This window comes from uncultured Aquimarina sp., from assembly GCF_947492115.1.
Taxonomy (GTDB): domain Bacteria; phylum Bacteroidota; class Bacteroidia; order Flavobacteriales; family Flavobacteriaceae; genus Aquimarina.
Map to the genome: position 1 here is coordinate 193296 of NZ_CANLMM010000005.1, position 23855 is coordinate 217150.

Annotated in this window: 18 protein-coding genes; 8 read left to right on the forward strand and 10 right to left on the reverse strand. The window is 33.8% G+C overall.

Annotation, left to right across the window (positions count from 1 at the left end):
* Window positions 1-56: 56 nt before the first annotated feature.
* The 10 genes from argB to Q1A73_RS16410 form a co-directional block, all read right to left on the reverse strand.
* Window positions 57-842: an acetylglutamate kinase gene (gene argB, locus Q1A73_RS16365; RefSeq protein WP_299607475.1), complete on the reverse strand. Its 786-nt coding sequence runs from the start codon at window positions 840-842 to the stop codon at window positions 57-59.
* Between the two features lie 208 nt (window positions 843-1050).
* A complete protein-coding gene (locus tag Q1A73_RS16370) occupies window positions 1051-1995 on the reverse strand; it encodes an N-acetylornithine carbamoyltransferase (protein ID WP_299607478.1) in 945 nt (314 codons plus the stop codon).
* Window positions 1996-2036: 41 nt separating this feature from the next.
* Window positions 2037-2390, reverse strand: a complete 354-nt coding sequence (locus tag Q1A73_RS16375) for a four helix bundle protein (RefSeq protein ID WP_299607481.1) — start codon at window positions 2388-2390, stop codon at window positions 2037-2039.
* A complete protein-coding gene (proB, locus tag Q1A73_RS16380) occupies window positions 2390-3202 on the reverse strand; it encodes a glutamate 5-kinase (protein ID WP_299607483.1) in 813 nt (270 codons plus the stop codon). The genes Q1A73_RS16375 and proB overlap by 1 nt, the downstream gene beginning before the upstream one ends.
* Window positions 3180-4376, reverse strand: a complete 1197-nt coding sequence (locus Q1A73_RS16385) for a glutamate-5-semialdehyde dehydrogenase (RefSeq protein ID WP_299607486.1) — start codon at window positions 4374-4376, stop codon at window positions 3180-3182. The genes proB and Q1A73_RS16385 overlap by 23 nt, the downstream gene beginning before the upstream one ends.
* Window positions 4377-4378: 2 nt before the next feature.
* On the reverse strand, window positions 4379-5518 hold the full coding sequence (locus Q1A73_RS16390) for an aminotransferase class III-fold pyridoxal phosphate-dependent enzyme (RefSeq protein WP_299607489.1): 1140 nt from the start codon (window positions 5516-5518) through the stop codon (window positions 4379-4381).
* A 153-nt stretch (window positions 5519-5671) separates the two neighbouring features.
* The gene (gene proC, locus Q1A73_RS16395; RefSeq protein WP_299607492.1) at window positions 5672-6466 is read right to left on the reverse strand and encodes a pyrroline-5-carboxylate reductase; all 795 of its coding nucleotides are present in this window, start codon (window positions 6464-6466) and stop codon (window positions 5672-5674) included.
* Window position 6467: 1 nt separating this feature from the next.
* Window positions 6468-7445 (reverse strand): N-acetyl-gamma-glutamyl-phosphate reductase, encoded by a 978-nt coding sequence (gene argC, locus Q1A73_RS16400; protein ID WP_299607494.1) that lies wholly within the window; start codon window positions 7443-7445, stop codon window positions 6468-6470.
* On the reverse strand, window positions 7442-8632 hold the full coding sequence (locus tag Q1A73_RS16405; protein WP_299607497.1) for an argininosuccinate synthase domain-containing protein: 1191 nt from the start codon (window positions 8630-8632) through the stop codon (window positions 7442-7444). Before Q1A73_RS16405 ends, argC begins: the two co-directional genes overlap by 4 nt.
* Window positions 8620-9261, reverse strand: coding sequence for a GNAT family N-acetyltransferase (locus Q1A73_RS16410; protein WP_299607499.1), 642 nt, complete (start codon window positions 9259-9261; stop codon window positions 8620-8622). Before Q1A73_RS16410 ends, Q1A73_RS16405 begins: the two co-directional genes overlap by 13 nt.
* A gap of 843 nt (window positions 9262-10104) precedes the next feature.
* On the opposite strand from Q1A73_RS16410, the gene Q1A73_RS16415 reads away from it, so the two are divergent.
* From Q1A73_RS16415 to Q1A73_RS16450, 8 genes are all read left to right on the forward strand, one after another.
* Window positions 10105-10818 carry a FadR/GntR family transcriptional regulator gene (locus tag Q1A73_RS16415; RefSeq protein ID WP_299607502.1) on the forward strand — a complete coding sequence of 238 codons (714 nt, stop codon included), beginning with the start codon at window positions 10105-10107 and terminating at the stop codon, window positions 10816-10818.
* Window positions 10819-11127: 309 nt separating this feature from the next.
* On the forward strand, window positions 11128-14274 hold the full coding sequence (locus Q1A73_RS16420; RefSeq protein WP_299607504.1) for a TonB-dependent receptor: 3147 nt from the start codon (window positions 11128-11130) through the stop codon (window positions 14272-14274).
* 84 nt (window positions 14275-14358) lie between these two features.
* Window positions 14359-15852, forward strand: coding sequence for a RagB/SusD family nutrient uptake outer membrane protein (locus Q1A73_RS16425; protein ID WP_299607506.1), 1494 nt, complete (start codon window positions 14359-14361; stop codon window positions 15850-15852).
* Window positions 15852-18266: a chondroitinase-B domain-containing protein gene (locus Q1A73_RS16430; protein ID WP_299607508.1), complete on the forward strand. Its 2415-nt coding sequence runs from the start codon at window positions 15852-15854 to the stop codon at window positions 18264-18266. Before Q1A73_RS16425 ends, Q1A73_RS16430 begins: the two co-directional genes overlap by 1 nt.
* An 18-nt stretch (window positions 18267-18284) precedes the next feature.
* On the forward strand, window positions 18285-19832 hold the full coding sequence (locus Q1A73_RS16435) for a hypothetical protein (RefSeq protein WP_299607510.1): 1548 nt from the start codon (window positions 18285-18287) through the stop codon (window positions 19830-19832).
* Between the two features lie 33 nt (window positions 19833-19865).
* The gene (locus tag Q1A73_RS16440) at window positions 19866-22139 is read left to right on the forward strand and encodes a heparinase II/III family protein (RefSeq protein ID WP_299607512.1); all 2274 of its coding nucleotides are present in this window, start codon (window positions 19866-19868) and stop codon (window positions 22137-22139) included.
* Window positions 22140-22142: 3 nt separating this feature from the next.
* Window positions 22143-22511, forward strand: coding sequence for a cupin domain-containing protein (locus Q1A73_RS16445; RefSeq protein ID WP_219008159.1), 369 nt, complete (start codon window positions 22143-22145; stop codon window positions 22509-22511).
* A 3-nt stretch (window positions 22512-22514) separates the two neighbouring features.
* Window positions 22515-23822, forward strand: a complete 1308-nt coding sequence (locus Q1A73_RS16450) for an MFS transporter (protein ID WP_299607518.1) — start codon at window positions 22515-22517, stop codon at window positions 23820-23822.
* Window positions 23823-23855 lie beyond the last annotated feature (33 nt).

A 23855-nucleotide genomic window follows, 5' to 3' on the forward strand; every position in this document is an offset into this window, starting at 1 on the left:
CATGATAATTTATCTCTCTTTATTAGTCCAGATTTTAAAAGTTTATCATCTTATATTTATAAGCTCAAAGTCGTATGTTTTATTGAGTTATCTTTTATAAAATCTGCATTGGCTATATGCACTTTATTTACGTTTTTATGCAATGCATCGAAACAGTTTTTTAATTTGGGCAACATACCATCTGCAATGATATCTTGATCTCTTAATTCAGAATATTTTTCTAAATCAATATGCTCTATTACAGAATCTTTATCCTCTATATTTTCGAGAACTCCTTTTAGTTCAAAACAGTAAAACAACGCTACTTCGTAATCTGTACTCATCGCTGAAGCAATTTCGGATGCAATAGTATCTGCATTAGTATTAAACAATTGACCATTGGTATCATGTGTTACCGCACAAAACACAGGTGTTATTCCTAAATCTATAAATCCCTTTAACGTATCCTTATTTACCGTTGTAACATCACCCACATATCCATAATCTATAAACTGTACTGGTCTTTTATTCGCTACGATCACATTTGCATCAGCACCCGTAAGCCCCAAAGCATTGCAATTATATTTTTGAAGACCTGAAACAATAGTTTTATTTAAAAGACCTGCATACGTCATTACCACGATATCCAAATTCTCTGCCGATGTGATTCTTCTTCCATCAATCATTTCTGTCTTCACACCTAATTTAGATGCTAATTTTGTAGCAGATTTTCCTCCTCCATGAATCAAAATTTTTGGTCCTTTTACTTTGGAAAAATCTTGCAGAAAAGAATCCAACGCTTCTTTATTTTCGATGATGTTACCACCAATCTTAGCAACTAATAATTTATCTTTTGTTTTCATAATTATCATTTATAGCCTACGCGCCATCTAAAATCACTAATTTAAAAGGCTGCGTAGTCAGTCTGAGCTTGTCGAAGACCACATTAACTACAGTTGTAAAATACACTTCGACAAGCTCAGTGTGACATATAGTTTATTTTCTTCTTACTCAATACCGCTTATACTCTACTTATTTAGCAACTAATAATTTATCTTTTACTTTCATACCTTAACTCTTTTCTAAAATCTTTTTCATCACCAACTGTGCAGCATAGGTTCTATTGTTTGCTTGTTCAATAACTACAGAGTTCTCACTATCAATGACTGCATCATCAACCACTACATTTCTTCTTACTGGTAAACAATGCATAAACTTCGCATTATTGGTAAGATCCATTTTATCTTTTGTAATTCTCCAGCTTTCATCTTGCGAAGAACTTCCGTAGTCTTTATACGAACTCCAGTTTTTCACATATACAAAATCAGCGTTTTCGAATGCTTTTGCTTGATCGTACTCTATGGACACCTCATTGGTAATCTGACTGGCTAACTCAAACCCCATTGGATGGGTAATTACAAACTCTGCGTCCATTTTTTGTGCCATTTCTGCAAAAGAATTGGCGACAGCCTGCGGTAAGGCTTTCGGATGCGGTGCCCATGAAAGTACAATCTTTGGTTTATGTATTGGCTTATATTCTGTTATTGTAATTGCATCTGTTAACGCTTGTAGCGGATGACCTGTAGCACTTTCCATATTAATAATAGGAACGCTGGCATATTTCATAAAGCTTTTTAAAACTTTTTCTTCATAGTCCTCTTCCTTATTTTCTAACTTCGCAAAAGCACGTATTGCTACGATATCACAATATTGAGATACTACTTGTGCTGCTTCTTTAATATGCTCCGAATTACCTTGATCCATGATGGTTCCATCTCCATATTCTAAGGACCATCCTTCTCCACCAAAATTCATTACCATCACATTCATCCCAAGATTTAAAGCGGCTTTCTGCGTACTTAACCTAGTTCTTAAACTAGGATTAAAAAACAATAAACCGATTGTCTTATCTTTTCCTAATTCTTTGTGAGATAAAGGGTTTTTCTTTAAATCAATCGCTTCTTCAACCCAAGAAGTAAGAACATCTATATCGTGTACTGAAAAATAATTATTCATTTTTTCTAGATTTAAGAATAAAGAAAATAGAGTGGAGACTTTTAAAGTTTATTTTGAAAACTCATAGTCATTCTTTGAAACTCTTCTAACTTATTCTCTAGTTTTTTTAATTCGTTATTATCTATATAATTTCTATGCTTAGCTATTAATAATTGAGTTCCTAATTCAAAAGAAGATCCTAAGGAAATGTTTATAAAATGACTAAACGATTTATCAGTTCTTGCGGAACCTTCAGCAATATTACTAGGTATTGAGACAGAGCATCTACTCATTTGAGAACTTAGGTCATACATTTCATGTTTCGGAAATTTCAATAAAACATCTGAAACGTCATTGGCTATCTCTAACCCAAGTTTCCAAATTTTTAGATTTTTATAATTATGTCTTTTACTCATTAATATCTATTTTCTATAGTCTCTTTTCTATTTGATATTTTAATCTTAGTAAAAGGAACAGTATTATTAATCGCATTTACCATAAAATTGTCTTCGAGACCGTTGGCTATCCATGTTTCTATGTCACAGTCCTGAGTGATGCTAGCGGCTTGTACTTTTGATTTCATTCCGCCAGTTCCATGTTTAGATGTTGAAGAAACAATTTCATTATTCAAAAGCTCTAAATCATCTACTTCATCTATTGTTTTAAAGGTTTTATTTTCTACTGACTCCTTGGTACATATACCATTGGTATTGGTAGCAATAAGTAATAAGTCTGCTTCTAATAAACAAGCAGTTAATGCTGCTAGTTTATCGTTATCTCCAAATTTAATTTCGTCTGTTGCAACCGTATCATTCTCATTGATAATTGGGATGTAGTTATTCGCTATCAAGACATTAATCGTACTTACAATGTTTTTTTTAGACTGTTCTCTTTCAAAATCAGAATACGACAATAAACATTGAGAAGTAAGTAACCCTAAATCCCTAAAGCTTTCTTGAAAAATTCGCATCAAATGTGGTTGCCCAATAGATGCTAAAGCTTGTTTTACGGTAATCTCTTTACCATTACTCTCTAGATTTACAAATTGCTTTGCTACTGCAATTGCTCCAGAGCTTACAATTACAAACTCATAACGATCTTGTAATTCAACTATCTGATTACCTATATCTTCAATTTTGCCTCTAGAAATATGATCCGTTTCTTTGGTAAGAACATTGGATCCTATTTTTAGGACAATTCTCTTTTTATCTGATTTGCCCGTCTCCATGTATATACCATTTATTGGTTACCAAATGTTGCAGTCCAATAGGACCTCTTTGGTGCAGTTTATCTGTACTAATCGCCAATTCCCCACCTAAACCTAATTGAAATCCATCTGTAAATCGTGTAGAAGCATTGTGATATACTGCTGCGCAATCTACAGATGCCATAAAGGATTCTGCTTCCTTCTGATTTCTTGTAATTATTGCGGCAGAGTGTCCTCCACTAAATTTATTAATCTTAGAAACTGCTTCGGGAGCGTTTTCTATTTCTCCGATTACTATTTTATAATCTAAAAATTCTTCTTCCCATATATTAGGATTTGAAATTTGAGCTACTTCATCATATTTAGAGAGCGAAGCATCTCCTAGTATTTCAACATTAAAATTCTTTAAGGTGATGATCAGGTTTTTTACAAAATCTTCTTTATTAGGCAAGTTCTTATCGATAAGAACCTTGTCTACAGCATTACAAGCGGAAATTTTGTCTGTTTTACCATTAATAATATTATCTAGCGCCAGCGCACGATCTGCTTCCTTATGCACATACACAAAATTGTTTCCTCTTCCACTTACTATTACCGGACAAGTGGCATGTTTCTTTACGAAGGCAATTAGCTTTTCTCCTCCTCTTGGAATAATTAAATCCACATTTTGGGTTGGCTTTTCTAAAAAAGATTGAGTCTCGGTTCTATTGTAGTTTAGATACTCTATCCAATCACTTGATATATTGTTATCTTTTAAAGCCTGATGCCATAGCTTAACTATCGCAAGATTAGACTGCAAGGATTCTTTTCCTCCTTTTAGTAAAATTTTATTCCCAGATTTAAAAGCTATTCCTGCCGCCTCCACTGTAACATCTGGTCTAGATTCATAGATAATTAAAACCGTTCCAAATGAAGCCGTTTTATTATATACTTGCATTCCATTATCATGGGTAAATCGAAAACGTTCTACCCCAACAGGATCTTCTTGACTAGCCAATTGTTCTAGAGAAGCAATCATTGTATCTATTTTGGAGTCATCCACTTTTAATCGGTCTCCCATTGCTAAATCATCTCCAGAATATGAATTAAGATCACTTTTATTTGCTTCAATAATAGCATCTTTATGTTGTGCTATTAAGTCTGCCATTTTTTGCAGTACAGCATTTCTTTCTGATATATCAAGTATAGTATTCATTTTTATATCTTTTCTGGCACTAACACGGTTTGTAATGCCTTTATAAATTGATCTATTTCCGTTTTACCAATTGTTAATGGTGGAAGAATTCTCAACAACTTTTTATTCATAGCACCTCCAGTAAAAATATGCTCATCATAGATTAACTTTTTTCTTAGTTCGGCTACTTCAAAATCAAACTCCAATCCTAACATCAAACCTTTTCCTTTTACTTGTTGAACACCAGGGATTTCTAAAGCTTTAGTAATAAAATACTCTCCTGTTAATCTTGCATTATCAATCAATTCTTCAGCTTCTAATATTTCCAAAACTGCCAAAGCTGCTGTACAAGCAAGATGATTGCCTCCAAAAGTAGTTCCGAGCATGCCATAACTTGGTTCGATATGTGGAGCGATCATAATGCCTCCAATTGGGAATCCATTTCCCATACCTTTGGCAATCGAGATAATGTCAGGTGTAATTCCATGATATTGATGCGCAAAGAATTTTCCGGTTCTTCCAAATCCTGATTGTACCTCATCCAGAATTAATACGACTTTATTTTCTTTACATAATTTTTCTAATTCTTTAAAAAAGAATGAGGTTCCTTCATCTAAACCTCCTACACCTTGAATAGGTTCTATAATAACAGCGCAAACATCACCTTTGGATAGTTCGGTTTTTAGTAAATCCAAATCATTTAAAGGCAAAAAAGTAACATCTTGTTGTTTATTTAAAGGCGCATTGATCTTGGCATTATCAGTTGCTGCTACGGCTGCAGATGTTCTACCATGAAATCCGTTATGAAATGAAATTACTCTAGACTTCTGTGTATAAAATGAAGCCAACTTTAGAGCATTCTCATTAGCTTCTGCTCCAGAATTACATAAAAACAACTGATAGTTATCGTATCCTGATAATTGACCTAATTTATTCGCCAAATCAGTTTGCAAACTATTATGAACAGCATTAGAATAGAAACCAATTTTGTCCAACTGTTCTTTCATCCTTTTTATATAATGAGGATGTCCATGTCCGACTGATATTACTGCATGACCGCCGTATAAATCTAAGTACTCCACTCCATTTTTATCCACTACGATACTATCATGAGCTTCTACCGGCTCTACATCATAAAGAGGATATACATCAAATAGTTTCATTTTATTTGTTATTTGTTATTGGTTAATTGTTATTAGCTTTTATAGTTAAAGCAAAACAATTAATCATTGTATTATCTAATTCTTATATTCATATAGTTTTACTATTAATGGTTATTAGTAGGTAGCTATCAACTAATAACCAAAAACAGTCAACTACTTTATCGTATTAATTTTTTCATAGGATGCCATTACTCCTTTAATTACCGAGGAACTAAGCCCTTGGTGTTCCATTTCATTCAATCCTTCTATAGTGCATCCTTGTGGGGTTGTCACCTTATCTATTTCTCGTTCTGGATGTGTTCCATTTTCTGCTACTAAGGTAGCTGCTCCAATAGCGGTCTGAACAGCGATAATCTGAGCTTCGTGAGGGTGAAATCCCATTTGGATACCTCCTTGTATCATAGCTCTTAAGAATCTTAAGAAGAATGCAATACCACTGGCTCCTAATACTGTTGCTGCTTGCATTAATCTTTCTTCGATTACCAAGGTTTCTCCGATCGTATCAAACATCTTTTCGACCATTGATAATTCTTCTTTCACATCATCATTAGCCGCAATACAGGTCATAGACAGTTTTTTTGCCGCACCTGTATTGGGCATTACTCTCACAACTTTGTTATTAGGAACTATCTCGTTTATCTCTTCTATAGATGTACCTGTTACGGTAGATATTAATATCTGATCTGTTGTTACTTCATCTTTAATTTCCTGAAGTACCGCGTCTAATTGTCTTGGTTGCACACATAAGATAACCCACTTTACATCTTTTATAGAAGTTAAAATATCTTGTGATGTAGATACACCCAAATTCGTTTCAACTTCTTTTAGATTGTATTTTGATTTATCAACAACGGTAATATTCTTTGCTTCGAATAAATCACTACTGGCTAAACCCGATATAATTGATTTACCTAAGTTACCTCCTCCTATGATTGTTATTTTGTTCATTTTAAAACGCGCTTGCTTTTAATTCTAGTCCTGTTTTTTCTTCTATTCCCAGCATCAAGTTCATATTGTGAATTGCCTGACCAGAAGCTCCTTTAATCAAATTATCAATTACAGAGGTGATCAGTAGCATTCCATCTTTTTTACTAAGATGAAGAATACACTTATTGGTATTCACTACTTGTTTTAAATAAATTTCCTTCTCAGAAACCACTGTAAATTTGGAATCTTTGTAATAGGTTTTATATAACGCTACTGCCTCTTCTTCAGAACCATCATACTTTGTATATAAAGTTGCATAAATGCCTTTACTAAAATTTCCTCTATTCGGAATAAAGAAAATGGGAGTATTAAAATTGTTTTGTAATTGTTGAATACTCTGATTGATCTCATCGAGATGCTGATGTGTAAACACTTTATAACTCGAAAAGTTATTATCCCTCCAACTAAAATGCGTAGTCCCACCAGGCATTACTCCTGCTCCAGTACTTCCCGTAGTTGCATTAATATGCACTGCATCATGGATTTTATTAGAAGATGCTAATGGTAATAATGCTAATTGAATTGCCGTAGCAAAACACCCTGGATTTGCAATATTCTGAGCCGACCTAATCTTATCCTTTTGTAGCTCTGGTAATCCATAAACGAACTCTCTTCCATCAAACACATGATCTTTTTCTAATCTAAAGTCATTTCCTAAGTCTATAACTTTAGTATGATTAGAAAAGGTATGTTCTTCTAAAAAAGCTCTTGATCGTCCGTGTCCCAGACATAAAAACAAAACATCTATACTAGGATTTACAGTATCCGTAAATGCTAGATCAATATCTCCTAAAACATCCACATGCTGATCACTAATAGACACACCAGCGTTTGTTGTACTATACACAAAATCTAGTACTACATTTGGATGATGAATTAATAACCTAATTAGTTCTCCTGCTGTATACCCAGATCCTCCTATGATTCCAACTTTTATCATGATTCTGTAGGATTTACATTATGATATATTTTATTCGCATTTCCATAAATCTTGATAAAACCTTTAGCATCATCTGAAGTCCATGAATTATTCATTTCTCCATATTGACCAAAATCTGATTTCATCATATCAAAAGGAGATTCAATTCCTTCTAATAAAAAGTGATAAGGTTTCAATTTTACAGTCACATCTCCAGTTACTGATTTTTGAGAATCTTCTAAGAAAACTTCAATATTTCTCATCACGGGATCTAGATAATTTCCTTCGTGTAATAACATACCATACCAATTAGCCAATTGTTCTTTCCAATATTGTTGCCATTTAGTAAGCACATGCTTTTCTAGTAAATGATGCGCTTTTATGATCACCAGTGGCGCAGCAGCTTCAAATCCAACTCTTCCTTTGATTCCTATAATCGTATCACCTACATGAATATCCCTACCAATCGCAAAAGCACTTGCTAATTCCTCTAATTTTTGAATATTTTTTACAGGTGTATCTTTAATACCATCGAGACCTACAAGTTCTCCTTTTTCAAAATTTAAAGTGATTGTTTCTTCTTTATCCTTTGTTAGCTGACTAGGATATGCAGCTTCTGGAAGTGGATCATGAGATGTTAACGTTTCTTTACCTCCTACACTCGTTCCCCAAATACCCTTATTAATGGAATATTGTGCTTTTTCCCAACTATAGTGTACATTATGCTTTTTAAGGAATTCTACTTCTTCTTGCCTGGATAATTTTAAATCTCGAATCGGTGTGATGATTTCAATTTCTGGAGCAAGTGTTTGAAAAATAACATCAAATCTTATCTGATCGTTTCCAGCTCCAGTACTTCCATGAGCAATATATTTAGCTCCTACTTTTTTCGCATAATTGATTACTTCGATTGCTTGAAAAATTCTTTCGGCACTAACTGACAACGGATACGTATTATTTTTTAAGACATTCCCAAAAATTAGATACTTAATGGCTTTCTGATAAAACTCATTTAGAATAGTCTTATTCACATGTGATGTACTCCCCAGTTCATAAGCTCTCTTCTCTGTTTGGTCTAATTCTTCATCAGAAAAACCGCCTGTATTTACCAAGATCGTATGCACCTCTAAATTCTTTTCATGAATTAGATACTTTACACAATAGGAAGTATCTAAACCTCCGCTGTATGCTACTACTACTTTTTCCATAACAATAATTGTTTATTGCTTGTAAGCATTGTTTGTTTTATTTTTTTTAATCTTTTAAGTACTTTTTTATCGTACCATTTTTCTTTTTTCTTTACTTTATTAGCAGGATCATATAACATACCCGTACATAGACACATTTTATGTTCCTTTGCTTTAAGAATATCATAATTTGTACATGTTTTACAACCCGCCCAAAACTTAGGATCATCTGTTAACTCAGAAAAAGTCACTGGTTTATATCCTAGATCAGAGTTGATCTTCATAACGGCTAATCCCGTTGTAATTCCAAATACTTTAGAGTGAGGATACTTCTTCAGAGAATAATTAAAAGTGAATTCTTTAATTCTTTTTGCCAGCCCTTGATTTCTATAATCAGGATGAACTATAAGACCTGAATGTGCAACATACTTTTCATGTCCCCAAACCTCTATATAACAGAACCCTGCAAACTTATCATCGTATAAAGCGATAATAGCATTACCGTTTATCATTTTTGTTTGTATATACTCAGGCGTTCGCTTAGCAATACCAGTTCCTCTGACTTTTGCAGAATCCGATATTACATCACATATTTCCTGAGCAAAATGTAAATGCTTGTCTGTTGCTATGATAATTTCTATCTGTTTCATATTGTTATTTCTACTATCTGCTTTCTACATCAGATATAGATATAATTAATGATAAATATTAGTATACAAAAGCTATGAATCCACAGTAAAATGAAACATAGACTAGTGTATAATTCTTAAAATTTCTTGATAATTCCAGTGAAAATAAAATATGGATATAACCATACTCGAATTAGTACAAAGTCATCTTTGATACTATTATTTAACTAAAATGGAATTTGAAAGGAAGCAGGACGCACCTACTTCTAAATGAATTTAAACCCCCAAGGGGCGACGAAAGCGGCGCACTCTGAATGCAGTAGTAACAGATATGTTCTGAAATTGAACTTTCACTTTTCTCGAAATGTTTATTGCCGTTTTCATAATAGTAACTCTAAATCGTCGGCCGAAGCCCCTTTCGTTAACTAGATGATACAATATTACGCAAAATAGTTTTGATGAAGAAAAATAAAAATCAAATTTCACAAAAATTACGACAAATGCAAAATTTGATTCTTAATAAAGAACTTGTTTCAAAAAAACCATCAAAAAATTACATTATACTCATTTTAAACACTTTATTAAGAACACAACTTACTTTTTAATATATTAACACCATATTATTGAATAAATATTATTGTAAGGCGAATTTATAGACCAAATAGTCATTTTTACTAATGATCACTTGGGCTTACAAGTATCGATAATATAATACGAAAAGGATTTAGAATGAATATTCGACGAAAAAACAATGCTTTTTTTACAGTTTCATAATATTTTTAACATTTAAATTTTGTGATAATAAAAAAAAACTATACTTTTGGTTAACCAGATTGGTCAACCAGTTAAAATCAAAACCAGTATATGAGTATTAAAACAGAAAAAGAATCGGACGTTTCATCCAATTCTAAAAAAGGTTCTGAAGAGATAATTATTTCTAAAATAAGAGAACTAATTGTTTCTAAGCAACTCGAACCAGGAGATAAACTTCCTGCAGAACGAGTGCTGGCTGAGCAACTTGGTGTAAGTAGAAATCAATTAAGACAAGCAATTCAAAGATTAGAATTCTATGGACTTGTTAAAAAGTATCCTCAGAGTGGAACGAGAGTATCTAATATAGGTGTAACTGCATTAAACGGAATGATGACGGATATTTTGCAGTTACAAGAACCAGACTTTAAATCACTGGTAGAAACCAGATTGATATTAGAAACTCATGCTGTTCGACTAGCTGCTACAAGAAGATCCGATGAACATTTAAAGCAAATCCTTGCTGCCCATGAAGCTTATAGTGAAAAAGCGGTAAATGGGCTAAGCGCAGTAGAAGAAGATTTAATGTTTCATCTAAAATTATCTGAGGCTAGTGGCAATAGTGTAATCAATTCTTTAATGCTTGTTATTACCCCAGAAATAATAACCCATTTTGTTGCTAACAAAGTTTGTAATAAAGATGAAAATTATCTACTCATTAGAGAACATCAAGCTATTATAGATGCTATCGTGGATAGAGACCCAGATCGAGCAGTTGCTAAACTAGAGGAACACTTTAAAGATCTATACAAATATTGCTATGATTAAAACTTAACAATACTAAAGAAACAATTTTAATACCAATCAAATTATGTGATATACAACTAAAAAAAGGGACAGCTACCACACTAATCCCTTTATTTTCAAACTTTACTTGGTCTAAGAAGTAAAATTATAACTATAATTACTTATAGATAGATTAAAACAAAGATACTAAAAATTGATAAATGCTAATTAGTATATCTTTTTTATGCTTTGTTCAGTGATAAGTAATTACAAAATTAGGGTTTGCTTTTACTCATTGATGACCAATTATTGATTTAAAAGAAAGCATTAAAAAAACAAAACTAATTACTTATGTATTTCAAAAAGATCATAACAATCATCCTGATTGTTCTATATCATAGTACAATGCTTGCTCAAGAGAGCATTACCCTTGAGGGAACGGTCACTTCACTAGAAGATGGAATTCCAATTCCTGGAGTTAACGTATTAATACTTGAATCAAATACAGGAACTACTACCGATTTTGATGGGAATTACCAGATAAAAGTTACTAAAGGAGACGTTCTTTCCTTTTCTTTCACAGGTAAAAAAACAGTTACCATAGTTGTGGAAAATCAAACCAGACTTGATGTTTCACTTCAAGAAGAAGCTTCAGAACTTGAACAAGTTGTAGTAATAGGTTATGGAGTTCAGAAAAAATCAAGTTTAACAGCCTCTGTTGCAAAACTAGAAAACACCAATCTAGACGAGCTTCCATATTCGGATGTATCAAATAGTATAAAAGGTAAAATTGCTGGAGTTCAGATCAGAAACCCAAGCGGTAATGTCGGTGATGACCCCGAAATTATCGTAAGAGGTATCGGTTCTATTAGTCTTAGCTCTGCTCCTCTAGTAGTAGTAGATGGCTTTCCGTTTGATGATGGACTTCAATTTATAAACCCGAGTACCATAGAATCTATAGAGGTATTAAAGGACGCAAGTTCTACCGCTATATATGGATCTAGAGGTGCAAATGGTGTAATCTTAATTACAACAAAACAAGGAAAAGCTGAAAAGACGTCTTTTGAGTTTAAATCCTTATCTGGAATTAAACAGGCAGCTAGAAGTATCGATATCCTTGATGCCATTGAATTTGCAGACCTAGACAGAAGCAGAGATCAGTTAGTTGAAAATTTTAATGCACAACAAGAAAATAGAGAACCTAATCTCGTATACTATGATAATGTACAAATAGGAAAAAGAACCATCGCTCAAAATATTGGTGGTGCAACAGACTGGCAAGAAGAAGCTCTTAGAAATCAGGCAAGAATCGAAAACTATCAATTAAATGTATTTGGAGGAGGTGCTCGAACAAATTATCTAGTATCTGCCAATTACATCTATAACGAAGGTCTAAGAAATGATAATGACTTAGAAAGATTAAATCTTTCTGCAAGGCTAAAATCGAAACTTTCAGACAATTTAAGTTTTGATCTTAAAATAAATCCTTCTTATACCCTTACCAGAAGATCTTCTATCAATTTTACAGATGTTGGAAGATATGAGACTTGGATTCCTGTTAGACATAATCAATATACATCAGACTTAACAGGACAACCTGTTGGAAGCTTTGCTCATGCATTACATTTTAGAGATTTAAACTTTGATTATGTAGACCCAGTTACTGGACAAGTAGAAAATACTGGGAATATAGAAGCACTTTGGACTTCATCCAATTTTAACCCTATTTCCAGACAAGAAGCTAGTAGGAGAAATCGTTTTGAATATAGACTATTATCTAATGGTTCTGTAAAATGGAAAATAGCAACTGGATTAACTCTTAGATCATCTTTAGGTGGATATGTACGATACAGAACAGGAGAAGAGTTTTTTGGTTCTGACGGAGATAGAGATGGAGAAACTGAAGGATTATTAGCTGATCAACTTACTGTAAAATACATAAATGAAAATACTTTAACGTATAATAGAGACTTTAATGGTCATGATCTTGGACTATTAGTTGGTATTACTTACGAAAATACTGCCGAAAGATTAAGTAATTTAAGAATTACAAACTTTGATGACGAAAATATAACCACACTTAATGGTGGTACTATTATAGATTTAGACAACACATTTACTATTAAAGATGAAACCATTTTATCTTCTTACTTAGCTCGAGTGAATTATGCTTTTAAAGATCGCTATTTAATTTCTTTAGCAGGTAGAGCAGATGGTTTTAATAAGTTTGGTAAAAACAACAAATACGGGTTTTTCCCATCTGTTTCCGTAGGTTGGAATGTAGCTAATGAAAATTTCTGGCGAAACAGTATCGGAAATACCGTGAATACTTTAAAGTTAAGATCTAGTTGGGGAATTAGTGGAGCAGCTCCTCCTCTATTCGATTTCTTATCGCAAACCATTGTAGACTTCAGTAACTATAGCTTAGGAAATACTGGTGGAGTAACTACAGGTCAGGGAGAAGTAGACTTTTTACAAGGAAATCCTGATATCACTTGGGAAACAAATACAGAATTTAATAATGGTGTAGATCTTGGACTTTTTAATGGTTCTGTAAATCTTACAGTAGACTACTACTATAAATTATCTGAAAAACTATTATTAAGACAGCAAATTTCTAATACTACTGGTTTTGATGAGCAGTGGAACAACATCGGAAAAGTACAAAACTCTGGATGGGAATTTGCACTATCTACAAATCTTGGTACAGGAAAACTAAAATGGCAAGGAAGTGCTAACATCTCCTTTAATGAAAACAAACTTATATCTTTTGGTGGATCCGAGAGAGCTATTAACAATGGAGAACGTACAGATCAATATATTACACGTGTAGGTGAACCTTATATTCAGTTCTATGGATATAAAACTGATGGTATTTTTCAGAATGCAGAAGATTTAGCTAACAGTCCAAGTGGTATTACTGATGCTGTTGGTGGATTGAAACGTGTGGATGTAAATGGTGATGGAATCATTAATGAAGATGACAGAACAGTTATTGGAGATCCTTTCCCAGATTTTATTTGGGGATTCACAAGTACGTTTAACTATGGAAACCTTGATCTAAACTTCTCATTCCAAGGATCACAAGGAGGTGAAGTAGTTTGGGGTGAAGCTTTCTATAATGAAGTTGCGAGATATGGCTCTGTATATGCCGAAGGACAATGGTTTAATGAAAACATCCCAGCAAGCAGACCAGGAATTAGAATTGGAGTTCCATGGTTAGAAACAGATTATGCAGTACAAGACGCTTCTTACGCTTCTCTAAGAGAAGTTGTATTAGGATACTCTATACCTACTCACTCTGTGAAAAAAATGGGACTAGAAAAATTGAGAATTTACCTTTCTGGTCAAAATTTATGGTACCAAACCGCTGATGATTATCTGGGTAATAATCCAGAAGGAAATACTGATCGTAATAATGTTCTAATTAGAGGATATCAAAGAGGTGTTACACCAGTACAAAGACAACTTGCACTGGGACTAGACATCAATTTCTAAAAGCAAATAATAATAGTCCATTTCGAAAAACTTCTGTTACAGCAGACTTGAAAAACCGAAATATTGACTACAAAAAATTAGATAATGAAACATATTTTTAAACTTCAGAACAGATCCATAAATTTTAAGATTTATGCTTTTTTCTTGACATTATTAATGGTGTCTTGTGATCTCGAAGAAGATGTAATTTCGTTTAGAACGGATGACAACTTCTATGAAGATCAGGAAGAATTAAATAGAGGAATCATCGCCGCCTATTCTAGTTTATACGATGTAATGGCAGTTGAATGGAACGTTACAGAACTTCGTTCTGACAACACATTTACGAATCCGGATCGATCTCCAGAATCGGACGCTCCAAGATTTACTTTAGATAGACTAACCGTAGACACCAATAATTCTATCAATCAGAGTTATTACTCGAGTTGTTATAAAACAATTGCTTTAGCAAATAGAATATTAGCTAACCTAGATGTTGCAGAAGATGAAAATCTAAGAAATCAATATGAAGGTGAAGCTAAATTCTTAAGAGCATTGATGCATTTTAATCTTACCAGATTATACGGAGGTATTGTAATTGTTGATAGAATCCTTATCGGTGAAGAAGGGTTTCAATTATCCAGAGAACCGCAAACAGCAGTGTATGATTTTATTATTCAAGATCTTACGGATGCCATAGCATTGCTTCCAGAGCAGTATGACGATTCAGAATTTGGAAGAGCAACAGGAATAGCAGCAAGAACAATACTTGGGAAAGTTCACCTATCAAGTCCCACTAGAGATTTAGAAGCTGCTATCACTCAATTAGAGTATGTAAGAGATAGAGGATTAAATGATTTACTCCCTGATTATGACGAACTATTCGAACCTGGAAATGAAATCAATAACGAAGTAATTTTCTCTGTTAGATATGAACAAGGATTGATTGGTTTAGGATCTCCTTTTCCAAATTTCTTTGCACCACTACAGAGTGATGGAAATGTAGTTTTTGGTAATGGTGATGGACTTAACGTTCCTACTGATGATGTGTCTGATTCTTATGCTACTGATGACCAAAGAAAACCTTCTTCCATGGCTGATAGCTACATAGCTACGAATGGAACTGAAATATTTAACAAACATGTTACTAAATACAATTCAGATTTTAATGCATTAGATGATGGAGACGTAGATTGGCCAGTAACTAGATTTGCTGATGTACTATTAATGCTTTCTGAAGCATATGTAGATGCTAGAGGAATTTCAGAAGCCTTAATTGAGCTTAATAAAGTGAGAGAACGAGCAGGTCTGACAGCAATCGTAGAAGCTGATGTAAGTTCTAGTTTTGCCTTTAAACTTGCTTTGGAAGATGAAAGACGCTTAGAGTTCGCTTTCGAAAACCATAGATTTTTTGATCTATTAAGAACTAATAGAGCATTAACAGTAATCAATGAACATTTCGTAACTGAATTTGCTTATAACAATCCTGATAATCCGGATTTAGATGCAAGTCCAATCTCGGACTTCCAGTTACTGTTACCGATTCCGCAAAGAGAAATTGACTTGAACCCTAATTTAGCTCAAAACGTAGGTTATTAATGATGTTTATAAAAACACATATCATCACTATTACTTTACCAATTCTACTTTTTGTAGGATATGCAGGACTTGCAAACGAGATTAAAGTAGCTACTCTTTCTGAGTTTAATGAAGCTATAAAATCTGTAAAAGCTGGCGATCGTATCATTCTTAAAAACGGAGAATGGAAAGATGTAAAATTAGTGGTAAAAGGTATAGGAACGTCTGAAAACCCTATAACTATTGAAGCTGAAGAATCAGGTAAAGTTGTTATTTCAGGTGATTCTAGCTTAAAAATGGCTGGAGAATATCTAATAGTCAAAGGGCTATGGTTCAAAAATGGATATTCTTCTGGTAAGTCAGTTATCTCCTTTAGAGTAAATTCTAAGGAATTTGCTAATCATTCTAGATTAACAGATTGTGCTATTACCTATTTCAACCCTAGATCTAAATCTATTGATTATAAATGGATCAGCGTTTGGGGTAAAAACAATCGTGTAGATCATAATTACTTTGCTGGTAAAACTCATTCAGGAACTACTCTTGTGGTTTGGTTAAAAGGTGAAAAACACATTGAAAACAATCATAGAATTGATCATAATTATTTCGGAGAAAGACCTCCTTTAGGATTTAATGGAGGCGAGACTATCAGAATCGGAACTAGCAAAAATTCTTTGTTATCATCCAGAACGATTGTAGAAGATAATGTGTTCGAAAAATGTAACGGAGAAGTAGAAATTATATCTAACAAATCCTGTGATAATGTCTATAGAAATAATTTATTTCTAGAAAGTGAAGGCGTGTTAACATTAAGACATGGTAATAGATGCTTAATCGAAAGTAATGTCTTTATTGGAAACCAAAAACCAAATACCGGAGGAATCAGAGTGATTAATGCGGGCCATATGATTAGAAATAATCTTATGATGAATCTAACTGGTGATGGTTTTAGAGGTCCTATTGTAGTAATGAATGGGGTTCCAAACAGCCCCGCTAATCGTTACCACCAAGTTAAGGATGTAAGCATTGTTAATAATACAGTAATCAATTGTTCTCCTATTCAATTTTGCGCTGGTAAAGATGAAGAAAGATCATTAGCACCAGAAAATACTGTATTTGCTAATAATATAATTTTCAATACTCATAATGGTGAAATAGCTTCTGTATATGACTCCTTAGATGGGTTTAAATTCTATGGTAATATACTTGATACAAAAGGTACTTTTGAGAAAGACGGTTTTACAAAAGTAAAAGTAAACTGGGATACTTTTGAAGACATTTTATATATACCAAAAGTTGAAAACGAAGCCTTACTAAAGAATTCCAAGAGTGAAGGCAAACCTACAAGATTGGATATCACTGGAGCTAAAAGAACGACTTTTGTCGCAGGAGCTTTTAACTTAGGGAATAAAAAATACCCGAAAGCACTGCTATTAAAAAGTGGAACTTCATGGGATTCTAAATTCGTACCACAAAAAACTAAGACAATTACCGAAGTTATTGAAGTGGAACCAGGTGTAGGTACTTTGCGTAAAGCATTGAAAAAAGCACCTGATGGAAGTATTCTAAAATTAAAACCAGGAACCTACACTCTGGAAAAAGGCATAAAAATCACAAACAGTGTTACCATACAAGGAAGCGCAAACGAACCTAAGGCAATTTTAAAAATACAGGAAGGTTTAGAAAAAAAACCAACCTATTTTTTTAGAGTCGAAGGTGGAAAATCCTTAAAAATAGATAACATTGAGATAAACGCTACATCCAATACTCCTATAAAATATGCTGTAGTTTCTCCTGATAAAGGAATTTCCGATCCATACTCTGTATTTATTAATAACTGTCATATAAAAGGTTTCAAAAACAAAAATGGCGGTAGTGTTTTTAAAGGATATAAAGGAACTTTTGCTGATTCTATAAGCATCATGAATTCAAGAATTGAAAATGCCTACAGAGGTGTCAACCTAGGTGAAGAAAAAGATGATTTAGGAAGGTATAGTGCTCAAGTAGTTATCATAAAAAATACGATTTTTAAAGATATTGATCAATGGGCTATAAATTATTTCCGTGGCGGTAATGATGAATCTACTTTAGGAGGTAAACTCCTCGTTGATAATTCTGTATTCAGTAATGTAGGAAATATGGAAAAAGGAACTGTTTTAAGAACTAAAGGAATTGTTACCGTAGCTATTAAAAATTCAGTATTTGAAAAAAGCTATAAAGTTGTAAACCCTGTAAGTTTAAAAGGAAACAAAAATGAGATTACCAACTGTGTCATTTTTGATTGCGGAACGGTAAAAGCAACAAAAGGAGCATCTGCAACAGATGTATTTTATAAAAACCCGAAATGGGACGATAAAGAAAACTTCATTCCAAGTAAGAAGTCACCTTTACTAAGGCAACAAGCTATTGGTCTGAAATGGGAAACTAAAAAATAAAATTAACACCATAGAATTATGAAAAATTATGAAGCATCTTTTAAAAGAATCTTAGCAGGTCTGCTAGTTTTCTGTTTAATGTTGATATTCGTTATATCCTCTTCTTGCGACGCAGATATTGAAGTAGATCAGACTGTGGAAGAAATTGAGTCTGCTACACCAATTATTACAGGTTTTTCTCCGTCTAATGTAGAAATTCTTGAGGATGTATTAGTAGAGGGAGAGTTTCTACAATTTGTAGATCGCGCAACTATCGGAGGTATCCCTACAGAAATTAAAAGTAAAATAAGTGATACTCAGATTTTACTAAGAGTAGATCCTGCAGTAGTTTCTGGACAAATAGTTTTAATAAATGATGTAAGTAGACAAGGTGCCGAAAATCTTGAATTTACAGCTACTTCTAATGAAACTGTTAATGTTTCCTACCCTGTTCCATCGGTAACAAGTGTTATCCCAGATGAGGCTACAGCGAATGACCTTCTTATTATCGAAGGAGCTAATCTAGGAGTGGTTTCTAGTGTTACCTTTGGTGATGTAGCAGGTGTAATATCATTTCAGGAAACTGGTGTAATTGTAGTAACAGTACCTAATCCAGGGACCTTGGATCCGGTTGCAGTAAATTTAAACTACAATAGCAATACTGGAGAAATAGGACAAGAATTAAGCTCTTCTTTTCTGGTAAATATACCTACTCCAGAGCCAGATAATGTTCCGAGAATAATGACTCGTGATAATATGGTAACGATAACTGGTGCTAATATCAATTTTACCACCTCGGTAACTGTAGATGGTATAGAAGCTACAATAACAACATCTCCGACAGATTTAACTTTTATGGTGCCATCTGGAGTATCGACAGGTATTTCTGAGGTGATCATAACAGATACCGAAGATCGTCAGACAACATTTAATATTCCATACATTAATGGCCCATACTACGAATATTATGATTTTGATACTAAAGCATTAGAAACTGTACGAGATAACAAAAATGATCCTAGCCAAGTAGTTTTATCATTGGGTGAAGAGGCTTCTGAACAGCCTAGATTTACGGGGATGACAGAACCTTTTGGAAGTAGATATCTACATATAGATTATCCTACAGCTACTACAAGTACATTGGCATCTATCTATGGATATGATTTTAGTGATGCATATGGAACTGAGGAAATGGGAGAAGAATCTGCAGCATTGGTAGATCCAGATGGTCGATTTGGAGGAAATCCAGTTCTGCATTTCTGGATGAGAATTAATGGTGCTAACTGTAGAACTAAAATATATCTAGGAACTTCTAGTGCTCAACGAAGAGAATCTAATGGAGAATTATTAGATACAGCAGGAGAATGGGTATTAGTAGCTGTTAGACTTAACGGATTTATGGACAGTGCGGCGGATTTCTCTAGATTTCATTTCCGTCTTACTGCAGGAAGCTCTTCTGATAACATTCCTAGGTCTGCGGATTACGACTGGATCATTGTTACAGATAGAGTACTTACAGAATTCGGAGCTGTAGATTATTCACCAGCATCAGTTACTGATGAAACTTTTTGGAAAGACCAAGGATAAGAACAATATATAATAACAATCATAAAAGCATATATGATCCAATCACCTTCACATATTATACGGTTAAGGTTAGACATTCTTTGTCTAGCCCTAACCCTATGCATCCTCAATTTTAGTTGTAACTCAGACCTAAAAACAGATGCTAAAGCTGAAGTAAAAACAGAAACCAAAAATCAAAAACCTGTACTTTCTTTATCCAATTCGGAAGCCAATGAAATAAAAGAATTACTAGACTCAAATGAGATTTTAAGAAATTCATTTGAAGAACAAAAAACAAAGGCTGATAAAGCAATCGTAAATGGAATAGAAGTTCCAGTACCAAAAGATCCAGGTGGCGGTTATTCTCATGAAAAACACAAGCGTAATTATGGAGAAATGTACGCTGCGGGAATTGCATTTATGATTACTAAAGATAGCAAGTATTCTGAGTTCGTAACAAATATGTTACTTGCCTATGCGGATATGTATCCTCAGTTACCATTGCATCCAAAAAGAAAAGAAAATCATCCTGCAGGAAAATTATTTTGGCAAGGATTAAACGAAAGTGTATGGTTAGTTAATTCTATTCAAGCTTACAATTTGGTAAGTGATGCTATTTCATCAGAAGATAAAAAAACAATAGAAAACAATGTCTTCCGAAAAGTAGCTGAATTTATAAGTGTAGATTCCAAAAAAACCTTTAATAAAATTCATAATCATGGAACCTGGGCAGTAGCGGGCGTAGGTATGACAGGATATGTTCTCAAAGACCAGGATATGGTAGACCGTGCTCTGTACGGAAGTAATAAGGACAAGAAAACCGGTTTTCTTAAACAAATAGACATGCTTTTTTCTCCAGAAGGATATTATTCTGAAGGACCTTATTATCAGAGATACGCTATGATGCCCTTTATGCTTTTCGGGCAGGCTATCCAACGTAATCAACCTGATCTTAAAATCTTCGAATACCGAGATCAACTATTAGGCAAAGCTGTAACCACAGTATTGCAACTTACTGATGAAAATGGAGCTTTTTTCCCTTTTAATGATGCATTAAAAGAAAAAAACTATTTAACCAGTGAATTGATATTCGCCAGCAATATTGCTTATGCCTACTATAATGATAGTTCGCTACTGCCTATTACCCATGAGCATAATAAAGTAAGTATATCTGGTGCAGGACTTTCTGTTGCTAAAGCACTTCAGAATTTCAACGCTAAAGAATACGAAAAAAAATCACTACTTATTACCGATGGTAAAGATGGAAATGATGGTGGATTAGCATTGTTGCGTATGCCAAATTTACAAGATAATGAAAAACTCACTACGGTCTTTAAGTTTGCATCGCAAGGTATGGGGCATGGACATTTTGACCGACTTTCATTATTCCTTTACGACGGAAAACAAGAAATCATTCAAGATTATGGTGCCGCAAGATTCTTAAATGTAGAATCTAAGCAAGGAGGTCGCTATTTACCAGAAAACAAAACTTGGGCTAAACAAACAATCGCTCATAATACGGTTACTATAGATGAAACATCGCAATTTGGAGCGAATGTTAAAGCTTCCAGCGAGGTAAGTCCTAAACTATTATTTTCTAACGTAGGAGATAAAGATCTTCAAATTGTTAGTGCTAAAGAAGAAAATGCATATGATGACATAGCTATGCAAAGAACAATTGCTTTAGTAGAGGGTAAAAATTCAGAACAACCGCCTTTTATAATCGATGTGTATCGAATCGCTTCTGCTAACAAACATCAATATGATTTTAATTTTATGTATCAAGGACATTTAATGGAAACTAATTTTGAGTATATCAAAGCAAATACATTATCACCACTTGGTACAAAAAACGGATATCAACATTTATGGAAACTTGCAGAAGGTAAAAGTGATCATAACCTAGCCACATTTACTTGGCTTAATAAGAACCGCTTCTACTCTATCTCGAGTCTTGTTTCTAAGGATAGTAAAATGGTTTTTTCGTTATTAGGAGCTAACGATCCCGAATTTAATCTCAGAAATGATGCTTCTTATATGTTGCGAGAAAATGATAAAAAAGACCACGTTTTCGTGAATATTATTGAGCCGCACGGAAATTTTGATCCTAAGTTAGAATCCGTTCAGAATCCGCATTCTCGTGTAAAACACATTCAATTATTATTTTCAGATGAAAACTACACTATCGTAAAAGCAATATTCAATAATAATGAAAGCTATACGCTAGCAATAGTGAATAACGATCACGATCCACACAAAAAGCATACAGTAACCATTGAAGATCTAGAATTTCAATGGACAGGAAATTATAATTTAAAAACCAACTAAACAATGAGCTATTCTAAAATAAAAAGCGAAGTATTTTTTGTAACAAAAGACAAACCTTGGGAGCAAGCAGCAGAAGGAATTACACGTCAGATGATTGGTTATGATGTAAACATCATGATGGTAAAAGTAGCATTCGAAAAAGGAGCTATAGGGTATATCCATGACCATTTTCATTCACAAACAACATACGTGGAATCAGGAAGTTTTGAAGTGACAATTGGAGATGAGAAGAAAATATTAAATGCAGGAGATGGATTTTTCATCCCTCCTAATGTTTCTCATGGAGCAGTTTGTTTAGAAGCTGGAGTATTAATTGATGTTTTCAGCCCAATACGAGAAGACTTTTTAGAAATTGACTTCAAAAAGAAATAATTGATGAAGAAGGTACAAGGATTACGCTGGTGGGTTATAGGTTTGATTGCCTTGGCAGCTGTTATCAACTACATAGACAGACAAGCGTTTTCTGTTTTATGGGAAACTGAAGGAGGTATTGCCGATGAGCTTTATCCTGATTTGGACCAAGAAGGACGCAAAAAAGTATATGGTGATATTGGCTTTTATTTCATTATCGCCTATGCATTAGGACAAGCACTATTTGGAAGAATTTTTGATAAAGTAGGTACCCGATTAGGTTTTGCCATTTCTATAGGCTTTTGGTCATTAGCCACTGGTTTACATGCTATAGTGAGAGGTTTTTTAGGCTTCACTTTAGTAAGAATGTTGTTAGGATTATCAGAAGCAGGTAATTGGCCTGGAGCAGCAAAAGGAAATGCTGAGTGGTTCCCCACAAATGAAAGAGCAGTTGCTCAAGGAATTTTTAACTTTGGAGCATCCTTTGGAGCATTAATCTCCATCCCTCTTATAGGACTTTTAGCACAACAATTACATTGGCAATTTGTCTTTTTAATTATTGCTGTTCTAGGATTTGTTTGGCTAATTCCTTGGTTTGTTTATGTAAAAACCTCGCCAAAAAAACACCCTTGGATAACTGATAAGGAAAGAAATTTAATTATCGATGGACAAAAGAATGAATCAAATTCTAGTGAAGAGACAGAAGAGAAGAGTTTAAGTTACGGTAAGCTTTTAAAAAACAAACAGAGCTGGGGAGTTATTCTAGCCTCAGCAGCGATTGACCCAATTTGGTGGATTTTTGTAATCTGGATACCTAATTACTTGGTTAATGTTTTTGAAATGGATATCGCAGGAATCACCAAATTAGGTTGGGTTCCTTTCCTTGGAGCCATGATAGGAGCTTGGTTTGGTGGATTAATAGCTAAATCATTTTTTGCTAAAGGCTGGAGTACCAACAAAGTTAGAAAAACAACCATTGCAATTGGATGCGCTATTATGCTTCCAGCATTACTCTCTTTAAGTAATCCAGGTAGTCCACTAATTGCTGTACTCATTATGGCAGTTATTCTATTTGGTTTTCAAACTGCAATTGGTAATATCCAAACGCTACCAAGTGATTTATACAACGGGAAATCGGTAGGAACTTTATCTGGATTAGCAGGCATGTCTGCAAAATTCGCAGCAGCAGTTTTAACATGGTACATTGGAAATAAATTACCGATAGACAAATACTCTTTTGTATTTCTAATTGGAGCTGCACTTGTAGCCATTGTAGTTTTTTCTGTATGGGTGCTTATACCAAAAGTTGAACCAGTAAAGGTAAAGAGCTAAATAATAAGAATTAAAATTAATCAACATAAATAA

What these genes read in the sequence shown, in the direction of transcription:
- argB (WP_299607475.1), bottom strand. Translation starts at nt 842, where the DNA reads ATGAAAACAAAAGATAAATTATTAGTTGCTAAGATTGGTGGTAACATC.
- Q1A73_RS16370 (WP_299607478.1), bottom strand. Translation starts at nt 1,995, where the DNA reads ATGAATAATTATTTTTCAGTACACGATATAGATGTTCTTACTTCTTGG.
- Q1A73_RS16375 (WP_299607481.1), bottom strand. Translation starts at nt 2,390, where the DNA reads ATGAGTAAAAGACATAATTATAAAAATCTAAAAATTTGGAAACTTGGG.
- proB (WP_299607483.1), bottom strand. Translation starts at nt 3,202, where the DNA reads ATGGAGACGGGCAAATCAGATAAAAAGAGAATTGTCCTAAAAATAGGA.
- Q1A73_RS16385 (WP_299607486.1), bottom strand. Translation starts at nt 4,376, where the DNA reads ATGAATACTATACTTGATATATCAGAAAGAAATGCTGTACTGCAAAAA.
- Q1A73_RS16390 (WP_299607489.1), bottom strand. Translation starts at nt 5,518, where the DNA reads ATGAAACTATTTGATGTATATCCTCTTTATGATGTAGAGCCGGTAGAA.
- proC (WP_299607492.1), bottom strand. Translation starts at nt 6,466, where the DNA reads ATGAACAAAATAACAATCATAGGAGGAGGTAACTTAGGTAAATCAATT.
- argC (WP_299607494.1), bottom strand. Translation starts at nt 7,445, where the DNA reads ATGATAAAAGTTGGAATCATAGGAGGATCTGGGTATACAGCAGGAGAA.
- Q1A73_RS16405 (WP_299607497.1), bottom strand. Translation starts at nt 8,632, where the DNA reads ATGGAAAAAGTAGTAGTAGCATACAGCGGAGGTTTAGATACTTCCTAT.
- Q1A73_RS16410 (WP_299607499.1), bottom strand. Translation starts at nt 9,261, where the DNA reads ATGAAACAGATAGAAATTATCATAGCAACAGACAAGCATTTACATTTT.
- Q1A73_RS16415 (WP_299607502.1), top strand. Translation starts at nt 10,105, where the DNA reads ATGAGTATTAAAACAGAAAAAGAATCGGACGTTTCATCCAATTCTAAA.
- Q1A73_RS16420 (WP_299607504.1), top strand. Translation starts at nt 11,128, where the DNA reads ATGTATTTCAAAAAGATCATAACAATCATCCTGATTGTTCTATATCAT.
- Q1A73_RS16425 (WP_299607506.1), top strand. Translation starts at nt 14,359, where the DNA reads ATGAAACATATTTTTAAACTTCAGAACAGATCCATAAATTTTAAGATT.
- Q1A73_RS16430 (WP_299607508.1), top strand. Translation starts at nt 15,852, where the DNA reads ATGATGTTTATAAAAACACATATCATCACTATTACTTTACCAATTCTA.
- Q1A73_RS16435 (WP_299607510.1), top strand. Translation starts at nt 18,285, where the DNA reads ATGAAAAATTATGAAGCATCTTTTAAAAGAATCTTAGCAGGTCTGCTA.
- Q1A73_RS16440 (WP_299607512.1), top strand. Translation starts at nt 19,866, where the DNA reads ATGATCCAATCACCTTCACATATTATACGGTTAAGGTTAGACATTCTT.
- Q1A73_RS16445 (WP_219008159.1), top strand. Translation starts at nt 22,143, where the DNA reads ATGAGCTATTCTAAAATAAAAAGCGAAGTATTTTTTGTAACAAAAGAC.
- Q1A73_RS16450 (WP_299607518.1), top strand. Translation starts at nt 22,515, where the DNA reads ATGAAGAAGGTACAAGGATTACGCTGGTGGGTTATAGGTTTGATTGCC.